The organism is Pedobacter sp. V48 (genome assembly GCF_000523515.1).
Lineage (GTDB): Bacteria > Bacteroidota > Bacteroidia > Sphingobacteriales > Sphingobacteriaceae > Pedobacter.
Map to the genome: position 1 here is coordinate 50,625 of NZ_AWRU01000029.1, position 15,876 is coordinate 66,500.

14 protein-coding genes are annotated in these 15,876 nt (G+C 38.1%); 6 read left to right on the plus strand and 8 right to left on the minus strand.

The annotated features are described in order from the left end of the window. Positions 1–84: 84 nt before the first annotated feature. From N824_RS19710 to N824_RS19730, 5 genes are all read right to left on the minus strand, one after another. Entirely contained in the window at positions 85–660 is a 576-nt protein-coding gene (locus N824_RS19710) for an RNA polymerase sigma-70 factor (protein ID WP_048906865.1), read from the minus strand. 148 nt (positions 661–808) lie between these two features. Then, on the minus strand, positions 809–2,005 hold the full coding sequence (locus tag N824_RS19715) for a serine hydrolase (RefSeq protein WP_048906866.1): 1,197 nt from the start codon (positions 2,003–2,005) through the stop codon (positions 809–811). 79 nt (positions 2,006–2,084) lie between these two features. Next, positions 2,085–2,723, minus strand: a complete 639-nt coding sequence (locus tag N824_RS19720) for a hypothetical protein (protein WP_048906867.1) — start codon at positions 2,721–2,723, stop codon at positions 2,085–2,087. Between the two features lie 40 nt (positions 2,724–2,763). After that, positions 2,764–4,866, minus strand: a complete 2,103-nt coding sequence (locus tag N824_RS19725) for a TonB-dependent receptor (protein WP_048906868.1) — start codon at positions 4,864–4,866, stop codon at positions 2,764–2,766. Positions 4,867–4,878: 12 nt separating this feature from the next. Next, complete coding sequence (locus tag N824_RS19730; RefSeq protein ID WP_048906941.1) at positions 4,879–6,081, minus strand: GTP-binding protein; 1,203 nt, start codon at positions 6,079–6,081, stop codon at positions 4,879–4,881. A 121-nt stretch (positions 6,082–6,202) separates the two neighbouring features. Between N824_RS19730 and N824_RS19735 the strand changes: the two genes are divergently transcribed. The 5 genes from N824_RS19735 to N824_RS19755 all read left to right on the plus strand — a co-directional run bounded on the left by N824_RS19735 (position 6,203) and on the right by N824_RS19755 (position 9,490). After that, positions 6,203–6,583, plus strand: a complete 381-nt coding sequence (locus N824_RS19735) for a MerC domain-containing protein (RefSeq protein ID WP_048906942.1) — start codon at positions 6,203–6,205, stop codon at positions 6,581–6,583. 172 nt (positions 6,584–6,755) lie between these two features. Continuing rightward, entirely contained in the window at positions 6,756–7,385 is a 630-nt protein-coding gene (locus N824_RS19740) for an ABC transporter ATP-binding protein (protein ID WP_048906869.1), read from the plus strand. Further along, positions 7,382–8,602, plus strand: a complete 1,221-nt coding sequence (locus N824_RS19745; RefSeq protein WP_048906870.1) for an FtsX-like permease family protein — start codon at positions 7,382–7,384, stop codon at positions 8,600–8,602. Before N824_RS19740 ends, N824_RS19745 begins: the two co-directional genes overlap by 4 nt. Positions 8,603–8,613: 11 nt before the next feature. Beyond that, on the plus strand, positions 8,614–9,054 hold the full coding sequence (locus tag N824_RS19750; protein WP_048906871.1) for a hypothetical protein: 441 nt from the start codon (positions 8,614–8,616) through the stop codon (positions 9,052–9,054). Between the two features lie 10 nt (positions 9,055–9,064). After that, entirely contained in the window at positions 9,065–9,490 is a 426-nt protein-coding gene (locus N824_RS19755) for a Fur family transcriptional regulator (RefSeq protein WP_048906872.1), read from the plus strand. A 53-nt stretch (positions 9,491–9,543) separates the two neighbouring features. Here N824_RS19755 and N824_RS19760 read toward each other — a convergent pair whose 3' ends face one another. After that, positions 9,544–10,044 carry a peptidylprolyl isomerase gene (locus tag N824_RS19760; protein WP_048906873.1) on the minus strand — a complete coding sequence of 167 codons (501 nt, stop codon included), beginning with the start codon at positions 10,042–10,044 and terminating at the stop codon, positions 9,544–9,546. Positions 10,045–10,051: 7 nt separating this feature from the next. Further along, positions 10,052–12,067: a thioredoxin domain-containing protein gene (locus tag N824_RS19765; RefSeq protein WP_048906874.1), complete on the minus strand. Its 2,016-nt coding sequence runs from the start codon at positions 12,065–12,067 to the stop codon at positions 10,052–10,054. Between the two features lie 51 nt (positions 12,068–12,118). Here N824_RS19765 and N824_RS19770 point away from each other — a divergent pair, with 51 nt between their 5' ends. Further along, positions 12,119–13,216: a mandelate racemase/muconate lactonizing enzyme family protein gene (locus N824_RS19770; protein WP_048906875.1), complete on the plus strand. Its 1,098-nt coding sequence runs from the start codon at positions 12,119–12,121 to the stop codon at positions 13,214–13,216. Positions 13,217–13,222: 6 nt separating this feature from the next. Here the strand turns inward: N824_RS19770 and N824_RS19775 are convergent, their stop codons facing one another. After that, entirely contained in the window at positions 13,223–15,808 is a 2,586-nt protein-coding gene (locus N824_RS19775; RefSeq protein WP_048906876.1) for an AsmA-like C-terminal region-containing protein, read from the minus strand. Positions 15,809–15,876: the final 68 nt, after the last annotated feature.

The window sequence follows — 15,876 nt, forward strand, 5'->3', positions numbered from 1 at the left end:
ATTCCCGGTTTAACCCTTATTAAAGACTAAGACGATTCAAAAGAAGCCATTAGGTACAATGACAAAAAAAAGATTTAAAATAAATCAAAAACCGACAGTTACAAATAAAACTATAATACCAAGTTTAACTTTAAGATGTTTAAGTGCACGCTTCATTTGGGTTGAAACGGTATGTTCAGAAAGGCTGAGTTCCGTAGCAATTTCTTTTGTACTTAGAAAGTATTTCCTCTTCAGAGTATAGATCTCACGCATTTTTGGGGGCATTGTTAATATTTCCTTTTCGATTAGCAGTGTAATATCTTTTTCACGGATTAAATAATCTGTATCCTCATTACTTATCTCAACATAATGTTTTCCGCTATCCACATATTTTCTAATGATACCCTTATGCTTAACGACATCGAAGATTCGATTAAGTACAGATTTATATAGATAACCCGACAGGGTTGTGTTTAAAGAGAAATCTTTGCGGCTATTCCACAACCAGGTAAATACATCCTGAACAAGGTCTTTTGCTTCTTCCCTATTGCGCAATTTCTTATAAGCATAGATCAAAAGAAGTTTATCATAGCGTAGATAGATCTCCTTAAAAGCAGCATCATCGTCATCTTTTAATAAAAGGACAAGCTCCTGGTCAAAGCATGTGCTGTAATTGATCATAAATCCTTATCCCCCTTTCGAATCCAAGTTCGTTTTAAACTCAATATTAATAAATTAATTTGAAAAGAATTGGTAAGCGACGAAAAATCCGGCTTACCAATTCGGTGGACGCTAAGGAGAGCAAAATTTAATTTGGCACTTTCCTCTTTTATTTCTGAAGAGAATTATAGTTATAAGGAATATAATTTTGCCATTTCCATGGAGTATATTTATCGGCAATGGCTATTTCAAGTATATCCTTAAAAATGCTTTCTCCATTATCACTATTGGTCATTATTACTATGCCGGTACCGGTTTCAGGAAAAACAATACAATAATGCTGAAATCCATCACCATGACCTTCCTTAAAGGCACCCCAGCCATAAGGCGATTTAAGTAAACCCCAACCTAGTCCATAGCTTAAGGATATCCCATCGTTAGCACTGGTGTCTTTTTGAGACAATGGCCCAAATTGGGTAACAGACCGCAAACGGAACTGTGGGCGGAACATCTCTTGTCGTGATTGCTTCTTAAGTGCCTGGCCCTGCAGCAAGACTTCAACAAATTTAGAATAGTCATCAAGTGTTGTTTCAAGAGTACTTGGAGAACGTGCCTCATTATCTTTGTCTTTATCATAGGCTTTGCCCTCCTGGTTATATCCAAGTGCATAATCGGCTTCAAATCTCGGTAACCAGGTATAAGCGGAATTCTTCATATTAAAAGGGGTAAATATTTTTTCCGTCATAAGTTGCGCTAAAGACTTTTGGGTAATTTTCTCAATTATCGTTTGCAAATAAACCATTCCTTCGCCCGAATAACTATATCTGCTGCCAGGCATAAACGCAACCCTTAACTTCTGGTCGGAATTGTCCCATCGCCAATTTGGAAATCCAGTGGTATGATCCAAACACATTCTAGCAGTGATCCGTTTATAAAGTGCATCTGTTTTAAGATCGTTATAATTATCCTGCCATTTGGTTTTTTGAGGATATTCGTAGATCGGTTTTGGTAAATAATCCTGTAGTGGCCTGTCCAGATCGATTATTCCTTCTTCTACCAGTTTTAACACCAATACTGTAAATACGGTTTTACTTAAAGATGCTCCGTAAATGCTCATAGAAGGATGTAACTTCACCCCCGCATCATTTCCAATACCAAACCCCTCCTTATAAACTACTTTATTTTTATTGAAAATTGCCAGCTCAAGTCCTTTAACTTTGGCCTTGTCCATTAAGAACAAAATTTTGTTGCGAAGAGAATCAGTACTGATGGAGGTTCCATCAATCTTTTTAATCTGCTGAGCCTTTAAAACTGGACTGCTAATAAAAAGCAGAAAGGCTATCATTGCCGGATATGACTTATTCATAAGCTACTATTTATTCAAAAGTATATGTTCTATGCTTCCTTTTGTCTCCTAACAATGGCATTTGTTACAATTTTATTTTTTAATGTTCATGTTCCCCTTCATGCACTGGGTGCAATTCGAATTTTAAATCCAAATCGTTAGCCCCCGCAAACTTTGAGGCAAAATTGATGTCATTCCAGTTCGCTGCCGTGATGCTGGCCTTTACTCCCGGATTAAGATGGCGAAGTACATAACGGAAGGTGAAGCCTGTTTCTGTGTGCTCATCAACCGTTAAATATCCTGTTACTCCAACACTTATTTTCTTATTCTCCTTATCCCTATCGGCATAAACATAAGTTAAAATCCCATCGGGTGCACCTAATATAAATGCCTGATGGATGTCGTGTTTTTCAAGGAATTCCTGCTGCATTTCGCGGTTCGCAAAATCAAACGATTTAAGTGTTAGTTTGTAAGTTTTACCTTCTGTAAGGTGGAGGTGCGTACCTACAGGAGGTAAGCCTTTACTATCAAAGGTTATAATGGCTGGCTTTGCTTCGGCAATAGGGTTATAATGATAATGATCACCATGTTCCTCGCGTTCAACTTCAAGAAAAGTAAGTTCTGCTTTGCCAATCTCTTCTTCTGGCACTTCGGGCTTGGGATCCTTCTTACAGGCATTAAATGTGAGTGCGATAAGCGCTACTAAAATTGCTAATGAGTAATTGCGTAATTTGTTCATAATTGTAAATTATTATATGTAATTGATAAGATTTATTCGATTAAAAATTATAGTTAAGTCGTATGGTGATATTCCTTCCCATATCATGAGTATAGTATCTGTAGCGGTTCATATACTCTTTATAAAGGGTGTTAAATAAATTGTCTACACTAAGATTTAAGCCCAGCTCTTGCTCTCCAACCTTAATCGTTGTTCCGCCCGAAAGTTGAAAAAGATGATAAGCTCCAGGAGGAGCGGCATAGTCGCTTTCGGGCTCATAACGGGTCTGCCGACGAACGAAGCTATGTCCTGCCTGTATCCAGGCGTTATTTAAGTTTTTAAATTGAAAATCTAGATGAATATGCTGATCTACCCTGTCCGAAGAGATGTAAGGCAGATATTTACGATTGTCAAGATCTCGCGCTCTGATTAGTGCAGCATTGAATTTATAGGACAGCAACTCAGAAAAGTGATAAGTCCCTGAAAGGTTTGTACCAAAAAATGATGCATTAGTTTGTTTATATCTGAATATTGGATAGGTACCACTTACAGTTTGTCTGAAAATTTTATCAGGTTCAGAATAGATGTAATTATTGATATACTGAGCATAGGCATCAAGTGTAAAATCTATTTTTTCTCCGTAATATTTTAAAGTGTTTATCCATTTGTACCCTTGTTCCGTTTTAATATTAGGGTCGCCTATTTCATATAATCCGGCACCATGATGTAATCCGTTGCTAAACAATTCATTGGCGGTAGGTGCTCTCCAGGCTAAACCTAAATTGCTACCTAATTGCCAGTATCGGTTAATTTTCAAAAGCATACCGAACGACCCGGTAACATTATGAAACCTGCTCTGCCCTCCGTAGTATTGTTCTGTAATCTCTGAACTTTCATCACCATTATTAGCGTATCTGTATCCCGCAGCGTCAAATAGTTTAAAGTCGTATCGCAATCCAGCTTCAAATTCAAAATCGTTTTTTAACCAGTGCTGAATCAGAAAAATACCTCCGGTAAAACTATCATAGTTTGGGATAAATGTATTTGCCAATGTTCCGGGAATGTTATTGTTCACCTGAAAAATCCCATTGAGGCCATATAAGCGTTTTGCTCCTTTCAGGTTTTGCTTTTCAAAAACCAGGTCCAACGTATGGGTATTCAAAATCAGATCTGTAATAGGCAACGCTTCCCTATCGCCCCTCCTGAAATCATACTCTTTACGCTGATTCTTTTGAAAACCATACGTTATATCTAAAGACTGTCGATCAATAAAGTCATAGTGAGCTTTAGCTTTGAATAAATCATGTACAACTTTTTGGCGTGGAGCAGAAATGTTATACGTAAATTCATAGTTCTCCAGTGGCCTGCCTATTGCTATTCTGGCATCAATATCTTCCCTTGTGCCTACATGCGCGCTATATAAAATACCTAACTCAGTACCAAAGCGACTATAATAAACTTCATATAAAGCCTTGGCTGTATGATACCCTGCTGCTGCTGAATAATTTAACTCCTGAACTCCGGTATTACCAAGATAATACTCGGCTGAGCGTACATTACCCGATTTTTTAAGTGTTCCCTGTAATCGCCAGCCAAAGCCTGGTAATGATTTTAATCCACCACTAAGCATTCCTGATGTGGTACCTGATCTGCCATTTGATGCGCCTATAAGATTAAGTCCTCCTGATATACCAGCTGAACTGGGTAAAGAAGGAGGCTCTACTATAATCACTCCACCAATTGCTTCAGCTCCATACCTTACTGACTCTGCTCCTTTTATCACATGAATCCTGCTGGCAAGAAAGGGATCTATTTCGGGAGCATGTTCCAGGCCCCATTGTTGAGCTTCAAGCCTTATTCCGTTATTTAGGATTAGTATTCTGTTGCCGTGCAGTCCTTCTATTACAGGCTTGGAAATGGTTGAGCCTGTTTTTAATATACTTACACCCGGAACCTCTTTAATGGTTTCGGCCAGTCCGGAGCCCTTAGTTTGCTGAAGCTGCTTTTCAGATAGGGTTACAGAAATACTGGTTCTGCTTACAGGCTTCGGCTTATCAACAATACTTACCTCTTTCAGTTTAATAGAATCAATTAGGACTTGAGCTTGTGTATATCCGGAAAATAGAAAGATAAAGCCAGGAATTAAAAGTAATCTTCTCAGCATAAAAAACAGGCTTTAAAGGACCCTTTCAAAGGGATTTTCAAATTTCTCTCCCTGCCAGAAGCAAATCAGCTCTTTATGGTTCAATAAACACGAGGTTAGTTCATTATTCAATTGGTCTTTATCCATATCTTGTCCAATAAGAACAAGCTCGTTTAAACGATCTCCAAAACCCATGTCCCATCTGCTTTCTATGTCTTGCCGGTTTTCCAGGTAATCTGTATAGCGGAGTCTTTCCTGCAAAGACATACTTGCCCACCAATTTCCTGCATTTTCGATTTTAAGAGAACCACCTGCCTGAGAGAAATTAAGTGCATAATCTGGCAGAGCCGCAATCCAAAACAAGCCTTTGGTTCTTAGAATGTTATTCGGAAAATCTACATTTAGGTAGTTCCATAGACGCTGTGGATGAAACGGTCTTGATGAGCGAAACACAGTGCTACTTATACCATATTCTTCTGTTTCAGTCTCGTGAATTGTATTTAATTCCTTAATCCAACCCGCGCCTTGTGAAGAAGTTTCAAAATCAAACAATCCTGTATTGAGAATTTCTTTGAGATCAATTTTACTATATACACTCTCTATTTGTTTTGCAGAGGGATTAAGCTTTTTGATCAAGGCCCTTATCAGCTTCAAATCTTCTTCACTAACCAGATCGGTTTTATTAAGGATAATCACATTTGCAAACTCGATCTGATCGGTTAGCAAGTTTACAATAGTTCTGCGGTCTACCTGTTCATCAATCCAGTCTCTATCCAGCAAAAGCTCATCAGTCCCAAAATCCTTTTTAAAATTATAGCAGTCTACCACCGTTACCATTGTATCTAGTCTGCTAAACTTACTGAGGTCTATCCCCAGATTTTCATCCACATAATTAAAGGTCTGGGCAACCGGAATTGGTTCAGAAATGCCTGTGCTTTCAATAATCAGGTAATCAAATCTGTCCTCTTTGGCCAGTTTTTCAACTTCGGTAATCAGGTCTTCTCTTAGCGTGCAGCAGATACATCCATTACTCATTTCCACAAGCCGCTCTTCTGTTCTCGATAGCTTATGTTCGTTCTGAACAGTTCTCGCATCAATGTTGATCTCGCTCATGTCATTCACTATCAGTGCAACTTTTAAATCCTGTTTATTATTAAGGATATGATTTAATAAAGTGGTTTTACCGCTACCAAGAAAGCCACTAAGTACGGTTACGGGTAATTTTCTCTGTTTCATAAATGCAATTGTGTTGCAAATATATTTCATTTATTATTACAAATGCAACAAAATTGCGTTTATATTTGTAATCACAATTCAAAACCAGTTGGAACTGGCACAAAAAATATATTTAAACAACATGAAGCACTTTATCAAATCCGAAAAATTAGATCAGTTGGGAATGACCGCCTCTTTAGCCTGTGCAATTCATTGTGCAGTGCTGCCCTTTGTGCTTACTGCATTACCATTGTTTGGCCTTAGTTTTTTAGCCCATAGCTGGGTAGAGATGAGCATGATAGGCTTATCGCTCGTTATTGGTGTGTATTCACTGAGTACCTCATATCCTAAACATAAAAGACTATTACCTATTATAATTCTAGTAATGGGCTTTGCAATGATAGCAACAGGGCATTACCTAATAGAAAACCTGGAGGCTGTATTAATCCCAATAGGAGGTTTTACCATTGCCTTTGCCCATTATGTAAACTGGAAATACAGCCGCAGCTGCGCGCATAAATAAAATTGCATTTGCTAACTTTACAAACCACAGAAGTGATGAACAGAAAATTAATATTTGGTGCGTTTTTGCTTTTTATAAGCATGATAAACCCAGGTTGCAAACATGATAAAGTAAATGGCAAGCAGCTTTACATGAACTATGTAAAAAGCCACATTAAAAATTAGGATTAAGTATGATTGCATTAAATGCGGTAGCTCATAACTATGAGAATGGCCATAGAATAGGCTTTGAAGACTGGCAGGTAGAAGATGGATCTCAATGGCTATTGCTTGGCGCATCCGGAAGTGGTAAAACTACGCTGCTTCATATTTTAACAGGAATTTTAAAGCCCCTGCAAGGTAGTGTTGTTATTAATGGCACATCTATTTATGATCTGTCTTCAAAACACCTGGATCAGTTTAGGGGCAGAAACGTTGGGATCATTTTCCAGCGTCCACACCTTATAAAAAGTCTTACGATAAAGGAAAACCTTGTCATGGCGCAGAGTTTTGCAAATCTCCCAACCGACTTAAACAGAGTACAGGAAGTTTTAGCTTCTTTAGGCATAGCCGATAAAAAGGATGATTATCCGAGTGAGCTGAGTCAGGGACAGTTGCAGCGTGTATCTATTGCAAGGGCGGTAATTAACAGGCCAACATTACTGATCGCAGATGAACCAACGTCAAGTTTGGATGACAAAAATGCAGCAGCAGTGCTGGAGCTTTTAATAGATCAATCGGGCATTAACCAGGCTACACTTATTGTGGCTACGCACGACAAAAGAGTTAAAGACGCGTTTACAAACACCTACGAATTATCATGAGCCCTTTAAAGATAAGCTGGAAAAGCATCTGGTCTAAACCATTATCATCAGTATTAAACATTATCTTGATTGCTTTTGGAACTGGTATATTAACCATACTACTGCTTGCCTCAAAGCAAATTAGTGATAAGCTGGAAAACAACTCTAAGGATATCGACCTGGTAGTAGGAGCCAAAGGCAGCCCTTTGCAGCTTATACTGAGCAGCATTTATTACATCGATTTCCCCACAGGCAACATCCCTTTAAAAGAGGCTCAGGAACTGGCCAGAAGTCCTTTTGTTAAAAACGCAGTGCCATTAGCCCTTGGAGATAATTATAATGGTGTCCGTATTGTGGGCACCGACAGCAATTTTGTTGGTATTTATAAGCTTGAGGTTAAAGAAGGTAAATTCTGGCAAAGCGATTTTGAAACCACTATTGGAAGCTCCGTAGCTAAAAATCAAAGGCTTAAAATAGGTGATACTTTTTATGGTGCACATGGTCTTACCGGAAGTACTGATGTGCATAAAACCCAAGCCTATAAAGTTGCCGGCATTTTAACACCACAAGGAAATGTAACAGACAATCTGATATTAACGAACATTTCAAGCGTCTGGAAGATGCACGATCACGAGGAAGAAGAAGAACATGATCATGATTCAAAACACAAAGAAAAGGAAGCACCAGAAATTCAGAATAAAGAAATTACTTCCTTACTGATCCAGTACCGTTCACCAATGTCGGTGGTTATGTTTCCTCGTATGGTAAATGAATCTACAAATATGCAGGCTGCCTCTCCCGCTCAGGAAAGCACCAGATTGTTTTCTTTAATAGGCGTTGGGGTGGATACGTTGCAATGGTTTGCCTTACTTATTATGTTCATTGCAGCAGTAAGTGTATTTGTAAATCTGTACAACTCATTAAAAGAAAGAAGTTATGATTTGGCCATTATGCGTACACTGGGAGCATCCAGAGGTAAGCTGTTTCTGATTGTAATTGCAGAAGGGATTATGCTTACTTTAGCAGGTACAATAATTGGAATAGCATTAGGGCATTTGGCTTTAGAATTTATTGGAAGCAATCAGGAAAGTAGTCAGGCCCGATTAACCGGGTTGATTTTACTTGGTGATGAGGCATATTTATTTGCAGCCGGACTTGCTATTGGTATATTTGCGGCTATAATACCTGCTGTACAAGCGTATAGATCAAATATCTCTAAAATATTATCAAAGAATTAAAACACACTTTTATGATAAAAAATATTGTTCTCTTCTTATTACTTTTTACTGGTCTCGCTGTTAAGGCACAGCACAATCCTGATGATCAGATAATGTCTGATAACTGGGATGTTATTGGCAGTGTAGATTTCAAAATAGTTAAGGATACAGAGATGTTTGCCGTTTACAACAACAACATAAAGAAATTCGCAAATAAACCATTTGAGCTCGAAGGCTATATTGTTCCTATTAAAGACGGGATGAAACAAACTAAGTTTATGCTTTCTACCTTACCCATTAATCAATGTTATTTCTGCGGTAAAAACGGAGTACCTATTATGGTGTTGGTAGAGCTAACAGAACCTATAAAATTCACTTATCAAACCATAACTGTAAAGGGAACCTTAAAGTTAAATACCGGCAATGCAATGGATAACCCACCTATTGTACTAGCTGCAGCCAAACCTATTTAAACCGACCAACATGATAGATCCAGCCAACATATTAAGAACGCACGATTTAAAGCATACCAAACAAAGGGTTCGCGTGCTCGAAGAAATTGCTTTGGATACAGCTGCTGTTTCGCAACCGGAGCTCGAAAAAAAGCTCGGTAAAGAAATAGATAGGGTTACGCTATACAGGATATTGAATACTTATGAAGATAAAGGCATACTTCATAGGATAATGGATATGAATGGAACTGCCAATTACGCAATCTGCTCGGCCTCCTGTACAGAACACCATCATCATGATGAACATGTACACTTTAATTGTACAAACTGCTTTAAGATTTATTGTTTGGAGGTTAATGTCCCAAGAATTAAAATGCCTCAAGGTTTTACAGCCACAACCGTAACCTCAACAGCTTTTGGAGTTTGCGAAAAATGCAACAGCAGCGCGGTTCACTGATAAAACCCCCTGATCTTCTTTTCGAAAACCAAGGGGTTTTAAGTAATTAGTTATTAATGACCTGAATGACCATCAGCACCGTGCGCATGACCATGGCTCAATTCATCTTGAGTAGCCTCACGTACGGTTAAAATTTTACCAGCAAATATTAAATTTTTACCAGCCATCGGGTGGTTCAAATCTACTGAAATAACATCCTCATGAACAGCTGTAACGCCAGCTCTGAAGTGGTTACCTTGATTGTCTTGTAAAGGGATAACATCACCTACTGAAGGCAATTCAACATCTTTAAACATGTCTTTAGGCAAGTCTGCAAAAGCTCCCGGATCTAATTCACCATAACCATCAGCTGCGGTAAGTTCAAAGCTATATTCATCTCCAACATTCAGACCATCTAAATGTTCTTCAAATTTTGGCAACATCATTCCTGTACCATAAAGAAATACTAATGCATTTTGCTCATCGGCTTTCTCTACAAAAACTTGTTGTCCTTCTTCATTAGTCGTATGCAATTCGTACGTTAATGATACTACTGTATTGGGTTTAATACTCATTATGATGTTATTTAGTTATCAATTGTAATGCTTCATCAACGGTCGCTACCGGCAACTGGCACGCTTTATTTCGGCAAATATAGATTTTTGTTTCAATGCTTTGCTTATCTTTTAACAAAGGTAAGCTCGAATTTGTTCCGGCCAATGTAATTTTATTAGGGATGTAATGCATATTCAGTTCCCTTTTTATCTCTGATACCTTATCACCGGTTATAGCAATCTCATTAATTCCGAATACTTCATTAAGCAATTGAATAGCCCAGTTAGAATATGCTGAACCGTATGTTTTTATTTGAGGATGGACGGATGTAAGCATCGCTGCAGCCTTGTTCAAATATTGCTCATTATCGAATAACAATCCCAAAACATGTAAATTCTGCGCCATTGTTGAGTTTGAAGATGGAATCACATTATCCATTATTTCATGTTTACGAGCAATCAGAGTTTCGCCACTAGCAGAGGTATAAAACAGCATCGGACTATCTGGATCTTCAAAGTTTGCCAACACATAATCAGTTAACTGCTTTGCTTCAGTAAGCCAGCGCTCATCAGAATCTGATTGATAAAGCGCAATCAAAGCTTCAATAAAAAAAGCATAATCATCTAAAAACCCCGGAATGGTTACCTTTCCGCTTTTAAAGTTACGATACAAGCCACCATCAGGGGTACGTAAATTTGCCAGAATAAAATCGGTAGCTTTTTTTGCCAATTCATAATAATGTGAAATACCAAGTATACCAGCACTTTCAGCTAAGCCTTTAATAGCCATTGCATTCCATGCAGTAAGACATTTGTCGTCTAATCCCGGGCGTACTCTTTTGCTACGTGCCTGTAATAGTTTAGCCTTCGCCTCTCTTATCTTTTCTTGAAGCTCCATTACCGTTATTCCTTTTACATCTGCATATTCCTCTTCTTCAAACTTCCTTAAAAGTATATTGGTTTTTTCTTCTTCCCAATTCCCATCATCCGTAACCTTATAATAATTTGCCAGCAGATGGGCATCCTCTCCTACTACGGCATCAAATTCTTCCTTGTTCCAAACATAAAACTTACCTTCCATACCTTCGCTATCTGCATCCAAAGCGGAGTAAAATAGACCCTCGGGCGAAGTCATTTCTCTTTCAAGCCAATCAATAGTTTCTACTACTACATCTCTAAACAGGAGAGATTTAGAATATTGGTAAGCTTCAGCATAAAGGCTTATCAGCTGTCCGTTATCATAAAGCATTTTCTCGAAATGAGGAACATGCCAATTACCATCTACAGAGTATCTGGCAAATCCTCCTCCAACATGATCATAAATACCGCCAAGCGCCATTTTCTCTAAAGTAAGTAAAGCCGATACGTGAGTCGCATCATCTTCCATCAGGTGACTATATCTTAGCATAAACTGCCAGTTATTTGGTAATGGAAATTTTGGGGCACGGTTGTAACCACCCTCGGCCATATCAAAATATCTTTTCCAGGGCTCTATAATTTCTGTTAAGTGGGCTTTGGTATATTCATCAACCTTAACATTAGGAATCACCTTTTCAGAGTTACGAATTCCATCGGTAAGCCTGTCGGCGTACTGCTTTGCTTTATCAGGTTCATTGGCCCATAAGTTAGCAACGCTCAATAAAACGCTGATCCAATCGTCCTTTTTAAAATAAGTACCACCATAAATTGGTCTTTGATCTGGTAGGCAAATACAATTTAAAGGCCAGCCGCCACTACCTGTCATTAACTGTATGGCCATCATGTAAATCTGATCAATATCAGGCCGCTCTTCTCTATCCACTTTAATACATACAAAGTGCTGATTCATTACTTCGGCAACTTCGTGTTTTTCAAAACTCTCGCGCTCCATAACATGGCACCAATGGCATGCCGAATATCCTATACTAACCAATATTAACTTATTTTCCTCCTTCGCCTTTTGTAAAGCTTCTTCTCCCCATTCATACCAATTTACGGGGTTATGGGCATGTTGCAATAAGTAAGGTGATGAGGCTTTAATTAAATTATTGGGTTCTAAATTCATGCTATAAAGGTAAAAAGATAAGTTGTACTTTTACAGTATAGCTCTGATAACATGAAGATTACATATATCGAAATTTATCGTTTCAGCATACCAACAGAACCATTTGCAATTGCTACTGGCACTATGTATTTCGCTCAGAATGTGCTCATTAAAATTTACACCAACAATAATATTTATGGGATTGGGGAATGCTCAGCGTTTCCTATGATTGTTGGAGAAAGTCAGGAAACCTGCCTGGCAATGGCAAAAGAGTTTGCCAGGATTCTTATTGGAAAAGATCCTCTTGACATACCTGAAAGAATGAACGAGCTGCTGGGCTATGCCGCACACAACAGCACCATCAAAAGTGCATTCGACATGGCCCTGTTTGACATTGCGGCAAAACATGATAAACAGCCTCTTTACAAATATTTAGGCGGCGAGAAACGTGTTGTAGAAACCGACATGACCATAGGTATCGATAGCCCTGAAAACATGGCAACTGCTGCAATAGGGTTTAAAGCCAATGGCTGCCATATCATCAAAATAAAACTTGGTAAAGATGTGCATAGCGATATAGAAAGGGTGAGCTTAATCAGGCAGGCAGTTGGAACCGACATGATTCTGAGGCTCGATGCAAATCAAGGCTGGAGTTTTGATGATGCACTATATGCACTGGGGGCACTGGAGAATTTCAACATTCAATTTTGCGAACAACCTATGCGTACCTGGTTTGATGATAAACTGCCAGAACTAAGAGCAAACTCTCCTATTAAAATTATGGCAGATGAAAGTTGCTACAACCATCACGACGCGCGAAAGCTGATAAACAGTGGCTCGGTTGATTACCTTAATATTAAGTTTTCAAAATCAGGAGGAATACTTGAGGCACAAAAGATTCATGAAATTGCTTTACAAACCGGCACAAAATGTATGATAGGCGGAATGCTTGAAAGTAGAATAGCGATCAGTGCAAATATGCATTTTGCTTTGGCAAGTCCTAATGTGATTTTCTTCGATTTGGATTCCTGTTTACTTGGGCATCTCGTTGACCCCGTAACTGGTGGCATTACATACAACGGATATTTTGTGGATATCCCTGATACTCCAGGAATTGGAGCTGATGTAGATCCTAAATTCCTGAAAACATGTGAAAAATGGATGATCTAAAAATAGCTATTGGCTTTTCTTCTTAAACAGGCCATTTAGCTTATCAGCAATCACATTTTTAGCTTTTTCTGTTGCTTGCGCTTTAATGGTATCAACTTTAGCCTGAGCAACCGCTTTAATCTCCTCTTTTTTCTCGGCAACTATCTGGCTAACGGCTTCCTTAGCTCCTGCCTTTGCATCTCCTGCGCCGTATTTTAAATTAATAGTAGGTTTTAGAATTGTACCACCTAACACCGCATTTACTTTTATAGTTTCACTCATGGTTACATTAGTCCCAGCCTTGTTATTCAGCTTCGCAATAAAGGCATTTGCCGTCTCATTTGCTTTTGCTCCAAGCATAGCTCTCGGGACATTTAACCCAAGCTGATAATCCATACTCTGATCCAAACCATTTGAACCTTGAACATTCATCAAAATGCCTTCTTTTTTAATGTCAAAAGGCGCAACATTTAAACGACCGTCTTTAATCTTGAACTTAGTAAGAACATTGTTTAATTCCAGCTTTTTAAATTTATCGGAACTTAAAGCAGAAGCCAGTTTATTTAATGGCTCAAATCCATCAAGTACTGCCTGAATAATGTTGGTTAAACCCTCAGCATTTATAGAAGAGTAAACAGGCATCATATTTTGATCCAGATCAGAATTGAACTTTAAATTAGTAGAGAATACTCCCTTTGCAAATTTGGCAACCGGGGCCAATAACTTTACCGTATTGAAAGCAGTAAATGCTTTTTGGATATCCATTTTTTCGATGCCGAAATCAACATCAACCTTTGGTTTTTTAGGGTCTATTGTGGCGTACGATCCATTCATCTTCACCGTACCATCAAGCATGTTCATCCCCATATCTTTAAAGTATATGGTCTTGTTTTTAACTTCTAAAGCTCCCTTTGCATTAGTGATATCATAATTATCATATAACACACGTCCTGCTTTTGCGGTCATATCAAAATCGATATTTCCGGGCACTTCAAATACAGTTAATTTCGAATCACCCTTTTTCGCTGTTTCCTCCGTACTTTTTGGTCCCATCAACTCATTAACATCAATTAAGTTCGAGGCCACGTTGAATGTTCCTTGTAAGGCTTGGTTCTTTTTAAAGAAGTAGCTCAGGTAGTTATTTACCGTACCATTTGCGGCGAAATCACTTTTACCAACTTTAGCGGTAAGATTGCCTAAAGTGATATTCTTAGGACTAAAAGACATTTTTGCCGAGGGAACGCTAACAGGCATTGGCACATTTTTACCTGAATAATTGAAATTACTTGCCAGCATTTGTCCTGATGCTTTGAATGCTTCATACTGCCCTTTATCAATAGATGATTTACGTCCTGCCGCCTGCACATCTGCATCCAGAATACCACTTAAGGTCATATCCTTCATCGGGAAAATTGTAGTCAGCTGTTTTAAATCCAGCTTTCCTTTAAGTGCCATATCCACAAATGGATCAGTTGTCGGATTTTTCAACAATAATCTTCCATCAATTGGTGCATTACCAAACTCCATGTGAAATGCAGGTACATTTACAACGGTATGATCCATTACACCATCGGGATTACTGATTTGCGATTTCACTTGTATATTATTAATGGCAGAAGGCAAAGAAGGATATTTTATCTTACCATTTTCTATAGAAAGATTAACATTAAAAGCAGGTAATGATTTATCATTGTATATACCTTTCGCACTTCCGTCCATTGCAAATTTACCTGTAGCATCCATGTCCTTAAAATTGCTGGCATAAATTGCGGGTATTAAAGAAAGGAAATTTTTAAGTTCAGATTGCTTTGCATCAAACTTAAAATCCATAACTATATCCTTATCATTTGGCATGGCAAGGTATCCAACGGCCGACAATAACAATTCATTAAGTTTAATCTTGTTCTCGGCAAAAGTGAACTTCATATTCTTTATATCGATATCAATAGGAAGATCAGCACCAAGCTTTACCTTGTTCAAATAAGGAATACCACCATATTTAACTGTTAGTTTTTCTATATCAGACTGAGTTTTAAGGGTAAACAAATCTTGCGTAAAATCACCTGTACCTGTATGGTTTAAATTATCCATCTCCATGAAAAAACCTAAAGAGGCATCATCATAAACAACTTTACCTTTTTCAATTGCATACTTTTGTAAGGCTACTTTAAAAGCAGTTTTAGCAGTATCTGTTCCCTCAGTGGCAGAACTATCTTTCTTTGCAATATCCCAATTGGCCTGACCACTTTTCAATACTTTAGCCAGAATCTTTGGCTCTTCAACATTAATTGATTTTATCTCATACTTTTCACCCTTAATCACACTCATTAAGTTCACATTCAATTGAAGTTGCTTAATGGTCGCTAATGTGTCTTTAGCAAAGCTATCAATACCCAAAACGGTTAGGTTGTTGATCTTTATCCCCAGGTTAGGAAACGAACGGATTAAAGTTAAATCCAGATCTTTAAAATCCACTTTAGCATTCACACTCTCATTTATAGACGATTTAATCTTTGCATCAATCTCCTTTTTAAAGAACAAGGGAATTGCAGCCGCAGCGGCGAATAAAACAACAAATAAACCGATTACAACAATTGATATCTTTTTAAGCATGTATTTAATATATAAAATCTTTTAAAACCTCTGCATAGCAATAAACACACCAAATTACTTTTATTGAT

Excerpts from the sequence above, each read along its gene's own strand:
- N824_RS19725 (WP_048906868.1), bottom strand. The coding sequence starts at position 4,866 with ATGCTGAGAAGATTACTTTTAATTCCTGGCTTTATCTTTCTATTTTCC.
- N824_RS19775 (WP_048906876.1), bottom strand. The coding sequence starts at position 15,808 with ATGCTTAAAAAGATATCAATTGTTGTAATCGGTTTATTTGTTGTTTTA.
- N824_RS19770 (WP_048906875.1), top strand. The coding sequence starts at position 12,119 with ATGAAGATTACATATATCGAAATTTATCGTTTCAGCATACCAACAGAA.
- N824_RS19720 (WP_048906867.1), bottom strand. The coding sequence starts at position 2,723 with ATGAACAAATTACGCAATTACTCATTAGCAATTTTAGTAGCGCTTATC.
- N824_RS19715 (WP_048906866.1), bottom strand. The coding sequence starts at position 2,005 with ATGAATAAGTCATATCCGGCAATGATAGCCTTTCTGCTTTTTATTAGC.
- N824_RS19730 (WP_048906941.1), bottom strand. The coding sequence starts at position 6,081 with ATGAAACAGAGAAAATTACCCGTAACCGTACTTAGTGGCTTTCTTGGT.
- N824_RS19735 (WP_048906942.1), top strand. The coding sequence starts at position 6,203 with ATGAAGCACTTTATCAAATCCGAAAAATTAGATCAGTTGGGAATGACC.
- N824_RS19710 (WP_048906865.1), bottom strand. The coding sequence starts at position 660 with ATGATCAATTACAGCACATGCTTTGACCAGGAGCTTGTCCTTTTATTA.
- N824_RS19755 (WP_048906872.1), top strand. The coding sequence starts at position 9,065 with ATGATAGATCCAGCCAACATATTAAGAACGCACGATTTAAAGCATACC.
- N824_RS19760 (WP_048906873.1), bottom strand. The coding sequence starts at position 10,044 with ATGAGTATTAAACCCAATACAGTAGTATCATTAACGTACGAATTGCAT.
- N824_RS19765 (WP_048906874.1), bottom strand. The coding sequence starts at position 12,067 with ATGAATTTAGAACCCAATAATTTAATTAAAGCCTCATCACCTTACTTA.
- N824_RS19740 (WP_048906869.1), top strand. The coding sequence starts at position 6,756 with ATGATTGCATTAAATGCGGTAGCTCATAACTATGAGAATGGCCATAGA.
- N824_RS19745 (WP_048906870.1), top strand. The coding sequence starts at position 7,382 with ATGAGCCCTTTAAAGATAAGCTGGAAAAGCATCTGGTCTAAACCATTA.
- N824_RS19750 (WP_048906871.1), top strand. The coding sequence starts at position 8,614 with ATGATAAAAAATATTGTTCTCTTCTTATTACTTTTTACTGGTCTCGCT.